11 protein-coding genes are annotated in these 16,168 nt (G+C 68.8%); all 11 read left to right on the plus strand.

Annotated features, from left to right (window positions below; all coding sequences use genetic code 11):
* The first annotated feature begins 45 nt into the window (after positions 1 to 45).
* A complete protein-coding gene (gene murC, locus KL771_RS18120) occupies positions 46 to 1,482 on the plus strand; it encodes a UDP-N-acetylmuramate--L-alanine ligase (protein WP_261969929.1) in 1,437 nt (478 codons plus the stop codon).
* 11 nt (positions 1,483 to 1,493) lie between these two features.
* Positions 1,494 to 2,441: a UDP-N-acetylmuramate dehydrogenase gene (murB, locus tag KL771_RS18125; protein ID WP_261969930.1), complete on the plus strand. Its 948-nt coding sequence runs from the start codon at positions 1,494 to 1,496 to the stop codon at positions 2,439 to 2,441.
* An 80-nt stretch (positions 2,442 to 2,521) separates the two neighbouring features.
* Positions 2,522 to 3,445 carry a D-alanine--D-alanine ligase gene (locus KL771_RS18130; RefSeq protein ID WP_261969931.1) on the plus strand — a complete coding sequence of 308 codons (924 nt, stop codon included), beginning with the start codon at positions 2,522 to 2,524 and terminating at the stop codon, positions 3,443 to 3,445.
* Positions 3,442 to 4,356 carry a cell division protein FtsQ/DivIB gene (locus KL771_RS18135; protein WP_261969932.1) on the plus strand — a complete coding sequence of 305 codons (915 nt, stop codon included), beginning with the start codon at positions 3,442 to 3,444 and terminating at the stop codon, positions 4,354 to 4,356. The genes KL771_RS18130 and KL771_RS18135 overlap by 4 nt, the downstream gene beginning before the upstream one ends.
* A 32-nt stretch (positions 4,357 to 4,388) precedes the next feature.
* The gene (gene ftsA / locus KL771_RS18140; protein WP_261969933.1) at positions 4,389 to 5,675 is read left to right on the plus strand and encodes a cell division protein FtsA; all 1,287 of its coding nucleotides are present in this window, start codon (positions 4,389 to 4,391) and stop codon (positions 5,673 to 5,675) included.
* Positions 5,676 to 5,814: 139 nt separating this feature from the next.
* Positions 5,815 to 7,647, plus strand: a complete 1,833-nt coding sequence (ftsZ, locus tag KL771_RS18145; RefSeq protein ID WP_261969934.1) for a cell division protein FtsZ — start codon at positions 5,815 to 5,817, stop codon at positions 7,645 to 7,647.
* 304 nt (positions 7,648 to 7,951) lie between these two features.
* Positions 7,952 to 8,902, plus strand: coding sequence for a UDP-3-O-acyl-N-acetylglucosamine deacetylase (gene lpxC, locus KL771_RS18150; RefSeq protein WP_261969935.1), 951 nt, complete (start codon positions 7,952 to 7,954; stop codon positions 8,900 to 8,902).
* 800 nt (positions 8,903 to 9,702) lie between these two features.
* Complete coding sequence (locus tag KL771_RS18155) at positions 9,703 to 10,530, plus strand: outer membrane protein assembly factor BamD (protein WP_261969936.1); 828 nt, start codon at positions 9,703 to 9,705, stop codon at positions 10,528 to 10,530.
* Positions 10,531 to 10,726: 196 nt separating this feature from the next.
* Positions 10,727 to 12,418: a DNA repair protein RecN gene (recN, locus tag KL771_RS18160; RefSeq protein ID WP_261969937.1), complete on the plus strand. Its 1,692-nt coding sequence runs from the start codon at positions 10,727 to 10,729 to the stop codon at positions 12,416 to 12,418.
* 298 nt (positions 12,419 to 12,716) lie between these two features.
* The gene (locus tag KL771_RS18165; protein ID WP_315901510.1) at positions 12,717 to 13,763 is read left to right on the plus strand and encodes a methyl-accepting chemotaxis protein; all 1,047 of its coding nucleotides are present in this window, start codon (positions 12,717 to 12,719) and stop codon (positions 13,761 to 13,763) included.
* A gap of 205 nt (positions 13,764 to 13,968) precedes the next feature.
* Entirely contained in the window at positions 13,969 to 16,098 is a 2,130-nt protein-coding gene (ligA, locus tag KL771_RS18170) for an NAD-dependent DNA ligase LigA (protein WP_261969938.1), read from the plus strand.
* Positions 16,099 to 16,168: the final 70 nt, after the last annotated feature.

Here is a 16,168-nt window from a genome sequence, read left to right on the forward strand (position 1 = left end):
TCGGACAGACATGCCCCAGAAGGGGCCGCACAGGAGAGACGACCCATGAAGATGCCTTCCACGATCGGCCCCGTTCATTTCGTGGGGATCGGCGGCATCGGCATGAGCGGCATCGCGGAGGTGCTGCACACGCTCGGCTTCAAGGTCCAGGGTTCGGACGTGGCCGAGAATGCCAATGTGCTGCGCCTGCGCGAGAAGGGCATCCCGGTCTCGGTCGGCCATGACGGCGCCAATCTGGGCGAGGCGCGCGTGGTGGTGGTCTCCTCGGCGATCCGGCGCGACAATCCGGAACTGACCGCCGCGCGCGACCGGCTGCTGCCGGTCGTTCGCCGCGCCGAGATGCTGGCCGAGCTGATGCGCTTCAAGTCGGCCATCGCCATCGGCGGCACCCACGGCAAGACGACCACGACCTCAATGGTCGCCGCCCTGCTGGACGCCGGCGGCATGGACCCCACCGTCATCAACGGCGGCATCATCAATGCCTACGGCACCAATGCCCGGCTCGGCGGCGGCCAGTGGATGGTGGTCGAATCCGACGAATCCGACGGCTCCTTCGTCAAGCTGCCGGCCGACGTGGCGGTGGTCACCAATATCGACCCCGAGCATCTCGACCACTACGGGACCTTCGATCCGCTGCGCAACGCCTTCAAGCAGTTCGTCGAGAACGTGCCCTTCTACGGCTTCGCGGTGATGTGCCTCGACCACCCGGAGGTGCAGGCCCTGATCGGCCGCATCGAGGACCGGCGCGTGATCACCTACGGCACCAATCCGCAGGCCGACGTGCGCTACCAGAAGGTCGAGTCCAAGGGGCGCGCGTCGCAGTTCTCGGTCGTCATCCGCGATCGCGTCACCGGTTCGGAGAAGACCATCGACGACCTCGTCGTCAACATGCCGGGCATCCACAACGTCTCCAACGCCACCGCGGCGATCGCGGTCGCCGACCAGCTCGGCATCAAGCCGGAGGCGATCCGCAAGGGGCTGGCCGGCTTCGCGGGCGTCAAGCGCCGCTTCACGCTGACCGGCGAATGGAACGGCGTGCAGATCTTCGACGATTACGGTCACCACCCGGTCGAGATCATGGCCGTGCTCAAGGCGGCGCGCGCATCGGTGACCGGCGAGGGCCGGGGCGGGCGGGTCGTCGCCATCATGCAGCCGCACCGCTATTCGCGGCTGTCCTCGCTGTTCGAGGAATTCTGCCAGGCCTTCAACGATGCCGACACGGTCATCGTCGCCGACGTCTATGCGGCCGGCGAGGCGCCGATCCCGGGCATCAGCCGTGACGGCCTAGTCGGTGGCCTGCGCGCGCGCGGCCATCGCAACGTGCTCGCGCTCGAAGGCGCCGATCAGATTGCCGACCTCCTGCGCGGCAGGCTCCAGCCCGGCGACTACGTGGTCTTCCTCGGCGCCGGCAACATCACGCAGTGGGCCTACGCGTTGCCGAAGCAGCTGGCCGCGCTCGACGCGCCCGGCACGGTGGCGTGAGCGGCCCGGCCATGAGCGACCTCCTCGCCCAGATCGACACGACCGGCATCCGCGGCGCCCTGCAGCCCGGCTACGACCTCGCCGGGCTGACCTGGTTCCGCGTCGGCGGCCCGGCGGAGCTTCTGTTCCAGCCGGCCGACGAGGCCGATCTCGCCGCCTTCATGGGGCGGGTGCCGGCCGGCGTGCCGGTCACGGTGATCGGCCTCGGCTCCAACCTCCTGGTGCGCGAGGGCGGCATTCCGGGCGTCACCATCCGGCTGTCGGCGCGCGGCTTCGGCCAGATCGAGCCGGTCGCGCCGAACCGGCTCCGAGCCGGCGCGGCGGTGCCGGACAAGAAGCTGGCCGAGGCCGCGCTCGCCGCCGGGCTCGGCGGCTTCGCCTTCTATTTCGGCATCCCGGGCGGCATCGGCGGCGCGCTCCGGATGAATGCCGGCGCCAATGGCGGCGAGACGCGCGAGCGCGTCGTCGAGGTGCGTGCCGTCGACCGGCAGGGCCAGCTGCACGTCCTTTCCAATGCCGATATGGGCTATGCCTATCGGGGTTCGTCCGCACCTGCCGATCTGATCTTCACCTCCGCCCTGTTCGAGGGTGTGCCGACGCCGGAGGCCGAGATCCGCGACGCCATGGCGGCGGTCACGGCGCATCGCGAGGCGGCACAGCCGATCCGGTCGCGCACCGGCGGCTCGACCTTCAAGAACCCGGCCGGTCACAGCGCCTGGAAGCTGATCGACGCGGCCGGCTGCCGGGGTTTGCGGGTCGGCGACGCCCAGGTCTCCGAGATGCACTGCAACTTCCTGATCAATCTCGGCGCCGCCACCGCCCATGACGTGGAATCCCTCGGCGAGACCGTGCGCGCCCGTGTCTACGAGGCGACCGGCGAGCGCCTGGAATGGGAAATCAAGCGGTTCGGGCATTTCGCGCCCGGTCGCGAGATCCTGCCGTTTCACGGTCTGATCTGAAGCGAAATCGCATGTGTCCTGGGCGGATGTGCCCCGGCCGCGATCGGCCGGGCCATCCCGATTCGACCGGAGGGATGGAAATGACGAAGCACGTCGCGGTGCTGATGGGCGGTTGGGATTCCGAGCGGCCGGTCTCGCTGAAGTCGGGCGCGGCCTGTGCGGCGGCGCTGGTCGAGGCCGGCTACCGGGTCAGCGAGATCGATGTCGGACACGATATCGCCGAGAAGCTGGCGGCCCTGCGCCCCGACGTGGCCTTCAACGCCCTGCACGGGCGCTTCGGCGAGGGCGGCTACATCCAGGGCCTCCTGGAGACGCTGCGCATCCCCTACACCCATTCGGGCGTGCTGGCCTCGGCGCTGGCCATGCAGAAGGACAAGGCCAAGATCGTATTCGAGGCGGTCGGGCTGCCGGTTGCGGTAAGCCGCACCGTCAGCCGGTTCGAGGCGGCGCGCGAGCACGTCCTGCCGGCACCCTATGTGGTCAAGCCGGTCGCGGAGGGATCCTCCTTCGGCGTCATCATCGTGAAGGAAGACCGCACCCATCCGCCGCAGGAACTTCTGCGCGAAGACTGGCCCTATGGCGACCGGGTGATCGTCGAACGCTACGTGCCCGGACGGGAATTGACCTGCGCGGTCATGGGCGACAGGGCCCTCGGGGTCACCGAGATAATCGCGAAGAGCGAATCCTTCTACGGATACGACGCCAAGTATGCGCCAGGGGGTTCAGAACACATTCTTCCGGCTCGGCTTAAACCATTTATTTACCAAGGTATCCAAATGATGTCCGTGAAGGCGCACCTGGCGCTCGGCTGTCGCGGCATTTCACGAACCGATTTCCGCTTCGACGACCGGGGTGACGGGGAGGGCGAGGTCATCGTGCTCGAGGTCAACACTCAGCCCGGCATGACCGCAACGTCCCTGGTGCCCGAGATGGCAGCACACGAGGGCATGTCCTTCGCGGCGTTGGCGAAATGGATCGTGGAGGACGCGAGTTGCGATCGTTGACGGGACAGGGGCGGGCCGACCGGGCCGCGACTTCGGAGGGAGCGGCCGCTACGGCGTCGAGCTTCCGCCGGTCGCGCGCGGGCCGGCTTGTCCGTCGCGTCTCCGGTACGGTCGGGCGAATCGCAGAGAGCCTCGACCGGCGCAACGGCACGGTGCTGGCGCTCGCCTTCCTGGGCGGCTGGATCGGCTACGGGATGGCTTTGGGCGGTCAGTACAAGCTGGTCGCCGACGAACTGACCTCCGCGGCCGGCTTCGGCGTCCAGCAGATCGAGATTCGCGGGCTTGCCGAATCCGATTCGACCGAGATCGTCGATCGGATCGACCTGACGCCGACCTCGTCGCTCCTTTTCATGAATGCCGAGAAGGCGCGCGCGCGGATCGCCGAGATCCCCTGGCTCGCCGATGTCTCGGTCAAGAAGATCTACCCCAACAAGGTCGTGGTCAGTCTGCGCGAGCGCCGGCCCTATGCGCTCTGGCAGGATGACGGCCGCATCCGGGTCGTCGACAAGACCGGCGCCGTGATGGCCGAGACGCTGGAGCCGCGCCACGCCAACCTGCCGCTCGTCGTTGGGATCGGTGCCAACCTGCGCGCCGAGGAGGCGACCCGCCTGATCGAATCGGCGCCCTCGATCCGTGCCAAGATTCGCGCCGCGGTGCTGGTCGCCGAGCGGCGCTGGAATCTCGTGACCGTCGACGGCGTCGAGATCCGGCTGCCCGAGGACGCGCCGGCCGGCGCGCTCGCCCAGGTCGCCCGTCTCGACGAGACCAAGAAGCTGCTCGACCGCGACATCACCGCCATCGATCTGCGTTCGCCGGACCGGCTCTATGTGAAGCTTTCCGATGCGGCAGCAACGGCGCGGCGCGAGGCCCTCAAGCTGCGTTCGGCCAAGAAGAAGGGGGCTGCCACATGAAGCGCTCGACCCCAGGCCAATCGGTTCCGCGCATGAGGCCGCTTTCCGGAAGGCGGCCGACCGTCGTTTCGGTGCTCGACGTCGGCTCCTCCAAGGTCGCCTGCCTGATCGCGCAGCTGACGCCGCGCACGCCCGACAAGATCCTGCCCGGCCGCACCCACGACCTGTCGGTGCTCGGCTACGGCATGCAGCGCGCGCGCGGCATGAAGTCCGGCATGGTGATCGACCTCGACGAGGCCGAGCAGTCGATCCGGCTCGCGGTCGACGCCGCCGAGCGGATGGCCGGGCTGACGATCGAATCGCTGATCGTGAACCTGACCGCCGGACGCCTGCGCAGCGAGATCTTCCGCGCCAGCGTCGATGTCGCCGGCGTCGAGGTCGACGAGAGCGACATCCAGCGCGTGCTCGCGGCCGGCGGCTCGCATTCGGTCACCGACGACCGTTCGCTGCTGCATTCGCTGCCGATCGGCTATGCGCTCGACGGCTCGCGCGGCATCAAGGACCCGACCGGCATGCTCGGCCGCAAGCTGTCGGTCGACATGCATGTGGTCACCGCCGAGACCGCGCCGATCCGCAATCTGGAGCTCTGCGTCAACCGCTGCCATCTCGAGGTCGAGACCATGGTGGCGACGCCCTATGCGGCGGGTCTGTCGACGCTGGTCGACGACGAGGCCGAGCTCGGCTGTGCCTGCGTCGACATGGGCGGCGGCACCACCTCGATCGCGGTCTTCGCCGACGGCCAGTTCTGCCATGCCGACGCGATCGCGATCGGCGGCCAGCACGTCACCATGGACATCGCGCGCGGCCTGTCGACCCGGCTCGCCGATGCCGAGCGGATCAAGACGCTGCACGGCTCGGCGCTCGCGACCTCGTCGGACGATCACGAAATCGTCGGCGTGCCGTCGGTGGGCGAGGACAGCCACGACATCATCAACATCCCGCGCGGCTCGCTGACCCGGATCATCCGGCCGCGCATCGAGGAAATCCTGGAGCTGACCCGCGACCGTCTGGCCGCCTCCGGCTTTGCCGGGCGCGTCGGCCGCCGGGTCGTGCTGACCGGCGGCGCCAGCCAACTGACCGGCGTGGTCGAGGTGGCGCGGCGGATCATGGGCCGGAACGTCCGGCTCGGCCGTCCGCTCGGCATCGCCGGGCTGCCGCAGGCGGCCAAGGGGCCGGCCTTCGCGGCGTCGGTCGGGCTTCTGATCTATCCGCAGGTCGCGCAGATCGAGCAGTTCGAGAGTCGCGCCCGGGGCGGGCTCCTGACCGGAACGGGCGGCTACATCGCCCGCGTCGGTCAGTGGCTGAAGGACAGTTGGTAAGGCGCGCGGCGGCCGGGCGGCCGTTGCGCGCGAAGAGGCGAGGGCGCCCGCTCCGGATGCGAGAAACGCAGCCGGGTCGGGAACGGAACACGGGGACGCGACCGCTGATGCGGCGGGCCGTCGAGCAGGCGAGGGTGCCATGACGTTGAATCTGAAGATGCCCGACATTCGGGAGTTGCGGCCGCGGATTACCGTGTTCGGCGTTGGCGGCGCCGGCGGCAACGCCGTGAACAACATGATCCAGACCGGCCTCCACGGGGTGGATTTCGTGGTCGCCAACACCGATGCCCAGGCGCTGACCCTGACCAAGTCGGACCGGGTCATTCAGATGGGCGTCGCGGTGACCGAGGGCCTCGGCGCCGGTTCGCAGCCCGAGGTCGGCCGCGCCGCCGCCGAAGAGGTGATGGACGAGATCGCCGATCACCTGTCGGGCGCCCACATGGTGTTCATCACCGCCGGCATGGGCGGCGGCACCGGCACCGGTGCGGCGCCGGTCGTGGCCCGCGCGGCCCGCGAGCAGGGCATCCTGACCGTCGGCGTGGTGACCAAGCCGTTCCACTTCGAAGGCGCCCGTCGCATGCGGATCGCCGAAGCCGGCATTTCCGAGCTGCAGAAGCAGGTCGACACCCTCATCGTCATCCCGAACCAGAACCTGTTCCGCATCGCCAACGAGCGCACCACCTTCGCCGATGCGTTCGCGATGGCCGACCAGGTGCTCTATTCGGGCGTCGCCTGCATCACCGACCTGATGGTCAAGGAAGGCCTCATCAACCTCGACTTCGCCGACGTGCGCTCGATCATGCGCGGCATGGGCAAGGCGATGATGGGCACCGGCGAATCGACCGGCGAGAAGCGCGCCCTGCAGGCGGCCGAGGCGGCGATCGCCAATCCGCTGCTCGACGAGACCTCGATGAAGGGCGCCCGCGGCGTGCTGATCTCGATCTCGGGCGGCAAGGACCTGACCCTGTTCGAGGTCGACGAGGCCGCCACCCGCATCCGCGAGGAGGTCGACCCGGACGCCAACATCATCCTCGGCGCCACCTTCGACGACAGCCTGGAAGGCGTGGTCCGCGTGTCGGTCGTGGCGACCGGCATCGACCAGGTCGCCGGCGACATGCCGATGCCGGGCGACTATCGCCAGCCTGAGCCGCCGGTGCGCATCCGCTCGGCGACCCCGGCCGCAGCTCCGGCCCCGGTCCTGCGTCAGCAGCCCGAGACGGCGCTGCGCCCGACCGCCGAGCCGGCGTTCCGTCCGGTCATGCAGCCGCCGGTGATCCAGTCGCGTCTGGAGCCGTCGGCGATGGCCTACCAGAGCGAGGCCGAGGCGCGCCTCGACCGCGAAATGCAGCTGCCCGAGGCGCCGACCCAGATCGTCACCGAAATGGCGCCGGTCGCCGTGGCGGACGATCCCGCGGTCACGATCCAGCGCTACGAGCCGCCGGTCACCAGCCGCTACGACGACATGGCGGATCCGATCCAGGAGATCGATCAGCCGCGCGCGATGCGTGCCGAACCGGCCATCGACCGCCGTCCCTACATTCCGCCGACCGCCGAGCGGCCCGCTGATCCGCGTCCGCATCGGATGCCGCGTATCGACGAATTTCCGCCGGTCGCCCAGCGTGTCGCCCAACCGCAGGCGCAGGCGGAGCATCACGACGACGACCGTCGTCCGCTCAGCCTCCTGAAGCGTCTCGCCAACGGCTTCGGCTCGCGTCGGGAGGATCACGACGAGGCGCTGACCCAGGCTCCGCAGGCCCAGCCGACCTACCAGCAGCCGCCTGCCCAGGACTACGCCAAGCGTCCGCCGCAGCGCCCGTCCTTCGCCGAACAGGGCCTGCGTGCGCCGGCCGGCAACCATGACGGCCATGGCCGCCAGGCCCCGGCCCAGCACGACCAGCAGGTGCGTCCGTCCCGGTCCGCCGAGGACGAGCATCTCGAAATCCCGGCCTTCCTACGGCGTCAGGCGAACTGACGCCACAATTCGGGCGGGTCCCAACCGGCGGAACCCGGGTGCTCGCACCCGGGTTCCCACGTGTCTTCCGGTGGGTCGTATTCAATAATCCTGTCAACGAGTTATCGGTGACCGGAGTGGTAACAATGTGTAACCAAGCGTGATTTTGTGAATGCCGGTCCGGTCGATAACTTGCCTCGCAACGGGACGGGCCTGGATCGAGTCGCTCACGTCAGCGGGCTGAATTCGGCGAAACCAGGGCCAAGGCATTCCGATCCGATCGCAGGCGCAAAGCCGGGGTCGAGACGGCAAGCGGGTGGACACGATGGCACGAAACGGGGTGCACGCCCAGAAGACGATCGCCGAGGCGGTTAGCCTGATCGGGGTCGGCGTTCACAGTGGCGAGCGTGTCCGGGTCACCCTGCATCCCTCCGATATCGATACCGGCATCACCTTTCTGCGGACCGCCCGCAACAGCCGGGATGTCGAGATCGCCGCAGAATGGCGCAACGTTTCGGCGACCGAACTCTGCACGGTGATCGGCAATCCGGCCGAGACCAGCATCGCCACGATCGAGCATCTGATGGCGGCGATCCGCGGCCTCGGCATCGACAATCTTCTGGTCGAGATCGACGGCGCCGAAGTTCCGGTCATGGACGGCAGCGCGCGCGCCTTCGTCGAGGCGATCGATCAGGTCGGCGTGATCTCGCAGGTGGCCCGGCGCCGCTATGTGAAGGTGCTGAAGCCGATCCGGATCGAGAACGGCGCGGGCTTCGCAGAACTGCGGCCCTATGACGGCTCGCGCTTCGAGATCTCGATCGATTTCGCCTGCAAGGCGATCGGCCAGCAGACATTCGAGATCGATCTGACACCCGATGTGTTCCGTCGCCAGATCGCCGGCGCCCGCACCTTCGGCTTCGTCTCCGATCTGGAGCGGCTGCTTCCGCTCGGCCTGTGCCGCGGATCTTCGCTGGAAAACTCGATCGCCATCAAGGACGACCGGGTGCTCAATCCGGAAGGCCTGCGCTTTGCCAACGAATTCGTCCGGCACAAGACGCTCGACGCGATCGGCGATCTCGCTCTGGCCGGCGCGCCGATCCTGGGCCACTACCGCTCCTATCGCGGCGGCCATCGCCTGAACTTCCAGACCCTCAATGCTCTCTTCTCGGACCCGTCCGCCTGGACGATGGTCGAGGCGCCGACGCGGCGCGAGGCTCCGGCTGCCGAGATCGGCACCGGGATGGTGGCCCCGGCCTTCGGTCCGGTGGTGCGCTGAGCGGACTGCCGACCGGCCGGGTGGCCGTGCTTCTCCGACGATTTCCATTCCGGGCCGCAGGTCGATGTGGCCGGGGCAGGGCGGTTCAGAAACCGGTTGGCGTGCGGCGCCGGCCGGTTTTGTGTTTTGTCATCGTCCGCTCTATGGTCCGGCGCCGGTGGCCCGTCTCGTCCGGCGGCATGATCCGTGATCTTCCGGCATCAGCCGCGGGAGATCATGGCGGCAATCCGGATCGGTCACAAATTCGGACCATTCCGGCGCGAGGGCTGAGGCTCCGGTGCGCGGCGCCGAATCCCCTCCGGTGCCGGCGCCTGCTCGGCATCGGTCCGGCAACGGCGGCGCGGCGAAACGGACCACGGGATCAGGCGCATGAACCGGCCGGTAAGGCTTGGGGACGGCCAGGCTCGGGGACGGCCAGGCTCGGGGACGGTCGGACCCGGACCCGGCCAGGCGCCAGAACGAACCGGGCGCCTGATCAGACCGGGTACCTGATCGAAGCGGGCGCCTGATCGAAGCGGGCGCTCGAGCGAACCGGGCGACCGGAATGCCGCGGGCTTCGATCCGATCTCGCATCGGGTCGGATGGCCGCTCAGAACTTGCGCCGACCCGGTGGGGCCTCGTGCCGATTCCGGGTGCGGCGCGCGGTGTCAGAGAAGAGCAGGTTGCGTTTCCCTTCGCGCGCGGCATGCTCTAGAGCAGGGATGCGCCGGAACGCGCGCCTGGCTTCAGGAACGATGGGTGACGTGTTGATTTCTCTCTGCCGGACCCGCCTTTCATCCGATCGTGCTCGCACCGCGGGCATGGGCGGCAGTGTCCGCCGCCTGCGCCTCTTCGCGGCGGTCGCCGCGGCCGGGCTGGCGCTGGCGGCCTGTTCGTCGACCGATGACACCGTCGACAAGACCACGCCGCCGGACGTGCTCTTCAACACCGGCCTCGCCCAGCTCGAAGCCGGCAAGACCACCTCGGCGGTGAAGAGCTTCGAGGATGTCGACCGGCTGCACCCCTATTCGGAGCTGGCCAAGAAGTCGATCCTGCTGCAGGCCTATTCGAACTTTCAGAAGGGTGCCTATACGGACGCCATCCAGGCCTCCAAGCGCTTCGTGACGCTCTATCCGAGCCACAAGGACGCGGCCTATGCGCAGTATCTGATCGGCGAATCCTACTATGCGCAGATCCCCGACATCACGCGCGACCAGGACATCACCAACAAGTCGCTGGAAGCCTATGGCGACGTGATCAAGAAATATCCGGACAGCCCCTACGCCAAGGATGCGCAGAAGAAGATCGACTTCGCCCGCGACCAGCTCGCCGGCAAGGAGATGGAGGTCGGCCGCTTCTATCTGTCGAAGAAGCAGTATCTGGCTGCGATCTCGCGCTTCCGGAAGGTGGTCTCCGACTACCAGACCACTCGTCATGTCGAGGAGGCCCTGTCGCGTCTGGTCGAGAGCTACTATGCGCTCGGCGTCGTCAAGGAGGCGCAGACCGCGGCGGCCGTGCTCGGCCACAACTTCCCGGACAGCCAGTGGTACCGGGATTCCTACGCGCTCCTGAAGAGCGGCGGCTACGAGCCGGAAGTCGCCTCGGGCAGCTGGATCACGAAGGCGCTCGGCAAGATCAACGTGATCTGAGCCGTCGGCGGGTCCGTGGGACGGTTCCTGTTCCGTTCCATTCCGGACTCTGCTAGAGAAGCATGCAAGGCTCGAATCCTGCGGGCTGTCCCGGCATTCCGCCCGGGACGGGCGCCGGCGGCGGGTCCGGCAACCGCACCGGAGCGGCGGTCCGGGTTCCGGACCGCCATGATCCTCAGGAGATCTCGGTTCCTTCATGCTCGCCGCCCTTTCGATCCGCGACATCGTCCTCATCGAACGGCTGGAGATCGATTTCGTCCGCGGCCTGACGGTGCTGACCGGCGAGACCGGCGCGGGCAAGTCCATCCTGCTCGATTCGCTGTCGCTGGCTCTCGGCGGCCGCGGCGATGCCGGCCTGGTCAGAGCCGGTGCCACGCAGGGACAGGTGACGGCGGTCTTCGACGTTGCCGCCGACCATCCGGTCCGCCGGGTCCTGGTCGACAACGAGATCGACGCCCAGGGTGAGGTGATCCTGCGCCGCATCCAGTCGGCGGACGGGCGCACCCGCGCTTTTGCCAACGATCAGGCGGTCAGCGCCACCTTGCTGCGCGAGATCGGTGCGCAACTGGTCGAAATCCACGGCCAGCACGACGACCGCGCGCTGGTCGACGAGCACGAGCACCGCCGTCTGCTCGATGCCTTCGGCGGGCTCGAAGGCGAGGTCGCCGCGGTCGGGGCGGCCTGGACACGGTGGCGCAAGGCGGCGCGCGAGCGCGATCAGATGCGCGCGCGGATCGACGCCACGCGCCGTGAGGCCGACTATCTGCGCGCCGCGCTGGAAGAACTCGACGCCCTGAAGCCGGTCCCGGGCGAGGAAGCCGAACTGGCGGCCGCGCGCCATGCCATGATGCAGGCCGAGAAGATCGCGGCCGACCTCAAGGAGGCCGTCGACACGCTCGACGGGCCGGGTTCGCCGGTGCCGGCGGTCGCCGGCCTGATGCGCCGGCTGGAGCGCAAGGCCGGCGGCGTGCCCGGCCGCCCGGGCGCGCCGAGCCTGCTCGACGGCGTCGTCAAGGCGCTCGGCCAGGCGCTCGATCTCCTGGAGGAGGCGCGCGGCGGCCTCGACGAGGCGCTGAGGGCGGCCGATTTCGATCCGCGCGTTCTGGAAAAGACCGAGGAGCGCCTGTTTGCCCTGCGGGCAGCCGCCCGCAAGCACGATGTGACGCCGGATGCGCTCGCCGCGCTGCGCCGGACCATGGCGGCCAATCTGGCCGATCTCGACCAGGGCGAAGAGCGGCTCGGCCGCCTGGAAGAGGAAGCCGCGGCGGCCGAGACCGCCTATATGGCGGCCGCGGGAACGCTCTCGGCGGCGCGCGTCACGGCCGCCAAGGCGCTGGAAGCGGCGGTCGCTGGCGAATTGCCGTCGCTGAAGCTCGAACGCGCCCGCTTTCTGGTCGATCTCGCCGCGGAGCCCAGCGCGGCCGCAGCCTCCGGGATCGACCGGGCGGAATTCCATGTGCAGACCAATCCCGGCACGCGCGCGGGTCCGATCCTCAAGGTCGCGTCCGGCGGCGAACTGTCGCGCTTCCTGCTGGCGCTCAAGGTCTCGCTCGCCGATCGCGGCTCGGCGCCGACCCTGATCTTCGACGAGATCGATACCGGCGTCGGCGGCGCGGTCGCCGAGGCGATCGGGGTCCGGCTGGCGCGACTGGCGGAGCGCGTGCAGGTGATCTCGGTGACCCACGCGCCGCAGGTCGCCGCGCGCGCGGATTCGCATCTGCTGATCGCCAAGGAGCCGGTCCCCGGCGGCGCCGAGGACCGGGTCGCGACCCGGGTCGTCCCGCTCGAAGCCAAGGCGCGGCGCGAGGAGATCGCGCGGATGCTGGCCGGCTCCGTGGTCACCGACGAGGCCCGCGCCGCCGCCGCGCGGCTGATGGCCGGCGCCTGATCGTTCGGCACCCTGCTTGTCAAATCTTCGAACATCAAAGCGTTTTGGAGTGAATCGCATGGGTCATGAGGCATTGGCACCGCCATGATCGAGATGATCGGATTATTCCAAAGTCGGAGATGTCGAATTGATAACACAAGTCTCGGCTGTGGATGGCTTCTGAAGGCACCATCTATTCGTATCTTTTCGGATGCGTGAAAACAATCAATTGCCTGCAACTTAGTCTTTCGGAATATGGCAATCCCGATACATTCCCGCCGCGATGTGTACAACGCAGGTTCGCGGGCGGGGATGGGTCATGGCGGCAGTGCCTTTCGATCAGAAGGATGTATCGGTCGAGATGGTGGTCTCGGGGGCGGTGAAGGCGCGCAGCCTGACCGAGACCAAGATCGCCGGCATCCGCGCCGTCACCGGTCGCCTGCGCATATTGGCGCTGAATGCGATGATCGAGGCGAACCAGGCCGGCGATCAGGGCCGCGGTTTTGCGGTCGTCGCCCAGGAGGTGCGCGCCATATCGGCCGAGGTCGAAGCCCTGTCGGGCGACTTCTCGACCGAGCTGATCCGCGAGATCGCCCGGCTGGAGGAGACTGCGCGGCGCATGGCGACGGCCGCCCAGGGGCGCCGCCTGATCGACCTCGCCCTCAACGCCGTCGAACTGATCGACCGCAATCTCTACGAACGCAGCTGCGACGTGCGCTGGTGGGCGACCGACTCGGCCATGATCGACGCCCTGGCCCGTCCGGGTTCCGAAACCGCTTCCTTCGCGGCGCACCGGCTCGGCGTGATCCTGGATGCCTACACGGTCTATCTCGATCTCTGGCTGTGCGATCCCTCCGGCCAGATCGTGGCATCCGGGCGGCCCGGTCGCTTTCCGGTCGCCGGCCAGTCGGTCGCCGCGCGGCCCTGGTTCACCGCGGCCCGCGGGCTGGCCGACGGCAACGACTATGCGGTCGCCGACATCTCGGCCGAGCCTCTGCTCGGCGGCGCGCATGTCGCCACCTATGCGGCCGGCGTGCGTGAGGGCGGCGACCCGCGCGGCCGGCTCATCGGCATCCTCGGCATCCAGTTCGACTGGGCCCCGCAGGCCCGTGCGATCGTCGAGGGCGTGCGGCTGACCGAGGACGAAAAATCGCGAACCCGGGTGCTTCTGGTCGACGCGGACCGTCGCGTGATCGCGGCGTCCGACCGGCAAGGCATCCTGCGCGACCGCATCGACCTGCCGGCGGGCCAGGAGGCCGGCAGCCTCTTCGCCCCGGACGGTACGCTGGTCGCCTTCCATCACACGCCCGGCTACGAGACCTATCGCGGCCTCGGCTGGTACGGGGTGATCCAGCAGCGCCCCTGATCCGGCGCTTCGCGAGAATCCTGACCGCCGCTTTGCGTCCGCTGCGCGGAGCGGTCCGTGTCGGCTGGTGAGCGAGCATGGCCCGCTCCGGCCAGCCCGGCATCGACGTTGTGGTCGATGCGGGTGCCGCCGGCGCCGGTCGCTGTCCTCCGGGCGCGGCCCTGCTATAACGGCGCGACGCCCCCTGCCAGGACGCCCGACCGCCATGACTGACGCGCTGCCGACCGCCGCCTCGCTCCCCGTCGACCAATTGACCGAGACGCAGGCGACCGCCGAACTGGAGCGGCTGGCCGCCGAAATCGCGGTTCACGACCAGGCCTATTTCAACGAAGACGCCCCGCTCATCTCGGACGCCGACTACGATGCGCTGCGGCGGCGCAACCTCGCCGTCGAGGCGCGCTTCCCGCATCTGAAGCGCGCCGATTCGCCCTCCGAGCGGGTCGGCCTCGCGGTTTCGGCGAAGTTCGCCAAGCTGCGCCATGCCGTGCCGATGCTGTCGCTCGACAACGCCTTCGCGGATGGCGACGTGGCCGACTTCGCCGAGCGCGTGCGCCGCTTCCTGAAGCTCGGCGAGGCCGAGGTCGCCTTCACGGCCGAGCCGAAGATCGACGGCCTGTCCTGCAACCTGCGCTACGAGGCCGGCCGGCTGGTCTCGGCGGCAACGCGCGGCGACGGCTTCGAGGGCGAGAATGTCACCGCCAATGTCCGGACCATCGCCAACATCCCGGACCTGCTGCCGGCCGGCGTGCCCAAGATCGTCGAGGTGCGCGGCGAGGTCTATATGAGCCACGTCGACTTTGCTGAACTCAACCGGCGTCAGGCCGAGGCCGGCGAGAAGCTCTTCGCCAACCCGCGCAATGCCGCCGCCGGCTCGCTGCGCCAGCTCGATCCGAACATCACCGCCGCGCGTCCGCTGCGCTTCTTCGCCTATGCGTGGGGCGAGATGGCGGCGATGCCGGCCGAAACCCAGATGGGCATGGTGCAGGCTTTCGGTGCCTGGGGCTTCCCGATCAATCCCTTGATGCTGCTGTGCCGGACGACCGAGGACCTGCTCGCGCACTACCGGATGATCGAGGCGCAGCGCGCCGGGCTCGGCTACGACATCGACGGCGTCGTCTACAAGGTCGACCGGCTCGACTGGCAGGAGCGGCTCGGCTTCGTCTCGCGCAGCCCGCGCTGGGCGATCGCCCACAAGTTCCCGGCCGAGAAGGCAACGACGATCCTGCGCGCGATCGACATCCAGGTCGGCCGGACGGGCGTGCTGACGCCGGTCGCCAAGCTCGAACCGGTCACGGTCGGCGGCGTCGTGGTCTCCAACGCCACCCTGCACAATCCCGACGAGATCGCACGGCTCGACGTGCGCGTCGGCGACACCGTGATGGTGCAGCGGGCCGGCGACGTGATCCCGCAGGTGCTCGGCGTGGTGGCGGAGCGGCGGCCGCCGGATGCCGAACCCTATGTCTTCCCGTCCGTCTGTCCGTGCCCGCTGCACACCCCCGTGGTGCGCGAGACGACCGCGACCGGCGAGGAGGGCGTGCGCCGCATCTGCACCGGCGAATTCGCCTGCCCGCACCAGCGCCAGGAGCATCTCAGGCATTTCGTGTCGCGCCGGGCCTTCGACATTGAGGGGCTGGGCGAGAAGCAGATCGAATTCTTCTTCCACGATCCCGACCTCACGGTCCGCGAGCCGGCCGATCTGTTCACGCTCGCCGCGCGAGACGCGGTCAACCTGAAGAAGCTGAAGGACAAGGAGGGCTTCGGGGCGACATCGGTCGCCAAGCTTTTCGCCGCCATCGACGAACGACGCCGGATCGGACTGGAGCGCTTCGTCTTCGCGCTCGGCATCCGCAATGTCGGCGAGACCACGGCGCGCATGCTGGCCCGGGCCTACGGCTCCTGGGCGGCGCTGCACGCGGCTGCACTGGCGGTTGCGGCCGGCGACGCGGCGGCGCGCGAGGAGATGGACGCGATCGACCAGATCGGCGAAACGGTGATCGACTCCATCGCCGACTATTTCGCCGAGCCGCACAATCTCAACGTGGTCGAGCGCCTGGTCGCCGAGATGACCGGCGGCATCGAGGATGCCGAGAAGCCGAAATCCGACACGGCGGTTGCCGGCAAGACTATCGTGTTCACTGGCACGCTGGAGAAGCTGACCCGCGACGAGGCCAAGGCGCAGGCCGAGCGGCTCGGCGCCAAGGTGTCCGGCTCGGTCTCGTCCAAGACCGACCTCGTGGTCGCCGGCCCGGGTGCCGGATCGAAGCTGACCAAGGCGCGCGACCTCGGCATCGCGGTGATCGACGAGGACCAATGGATCGCGATGGTCGGAGCCTGAGACAAATCCTTACGGAAAGGACCTTTGCGGGCTGGTCCTGATGGGGGCCGCACGACTGCCCATGGTGGGC

The sequence above is a fragment of the Prosthecodimorpha staleyi genome, from assembly GCF_018729455.1.
Lineage (GTDB): Bacteria > Pseudomonadota > Alphaproteobacteria > Rhizobiales > Ancalomicrobiaceae > Prosthecodimorpha > Prosthecodimorpha staleyi.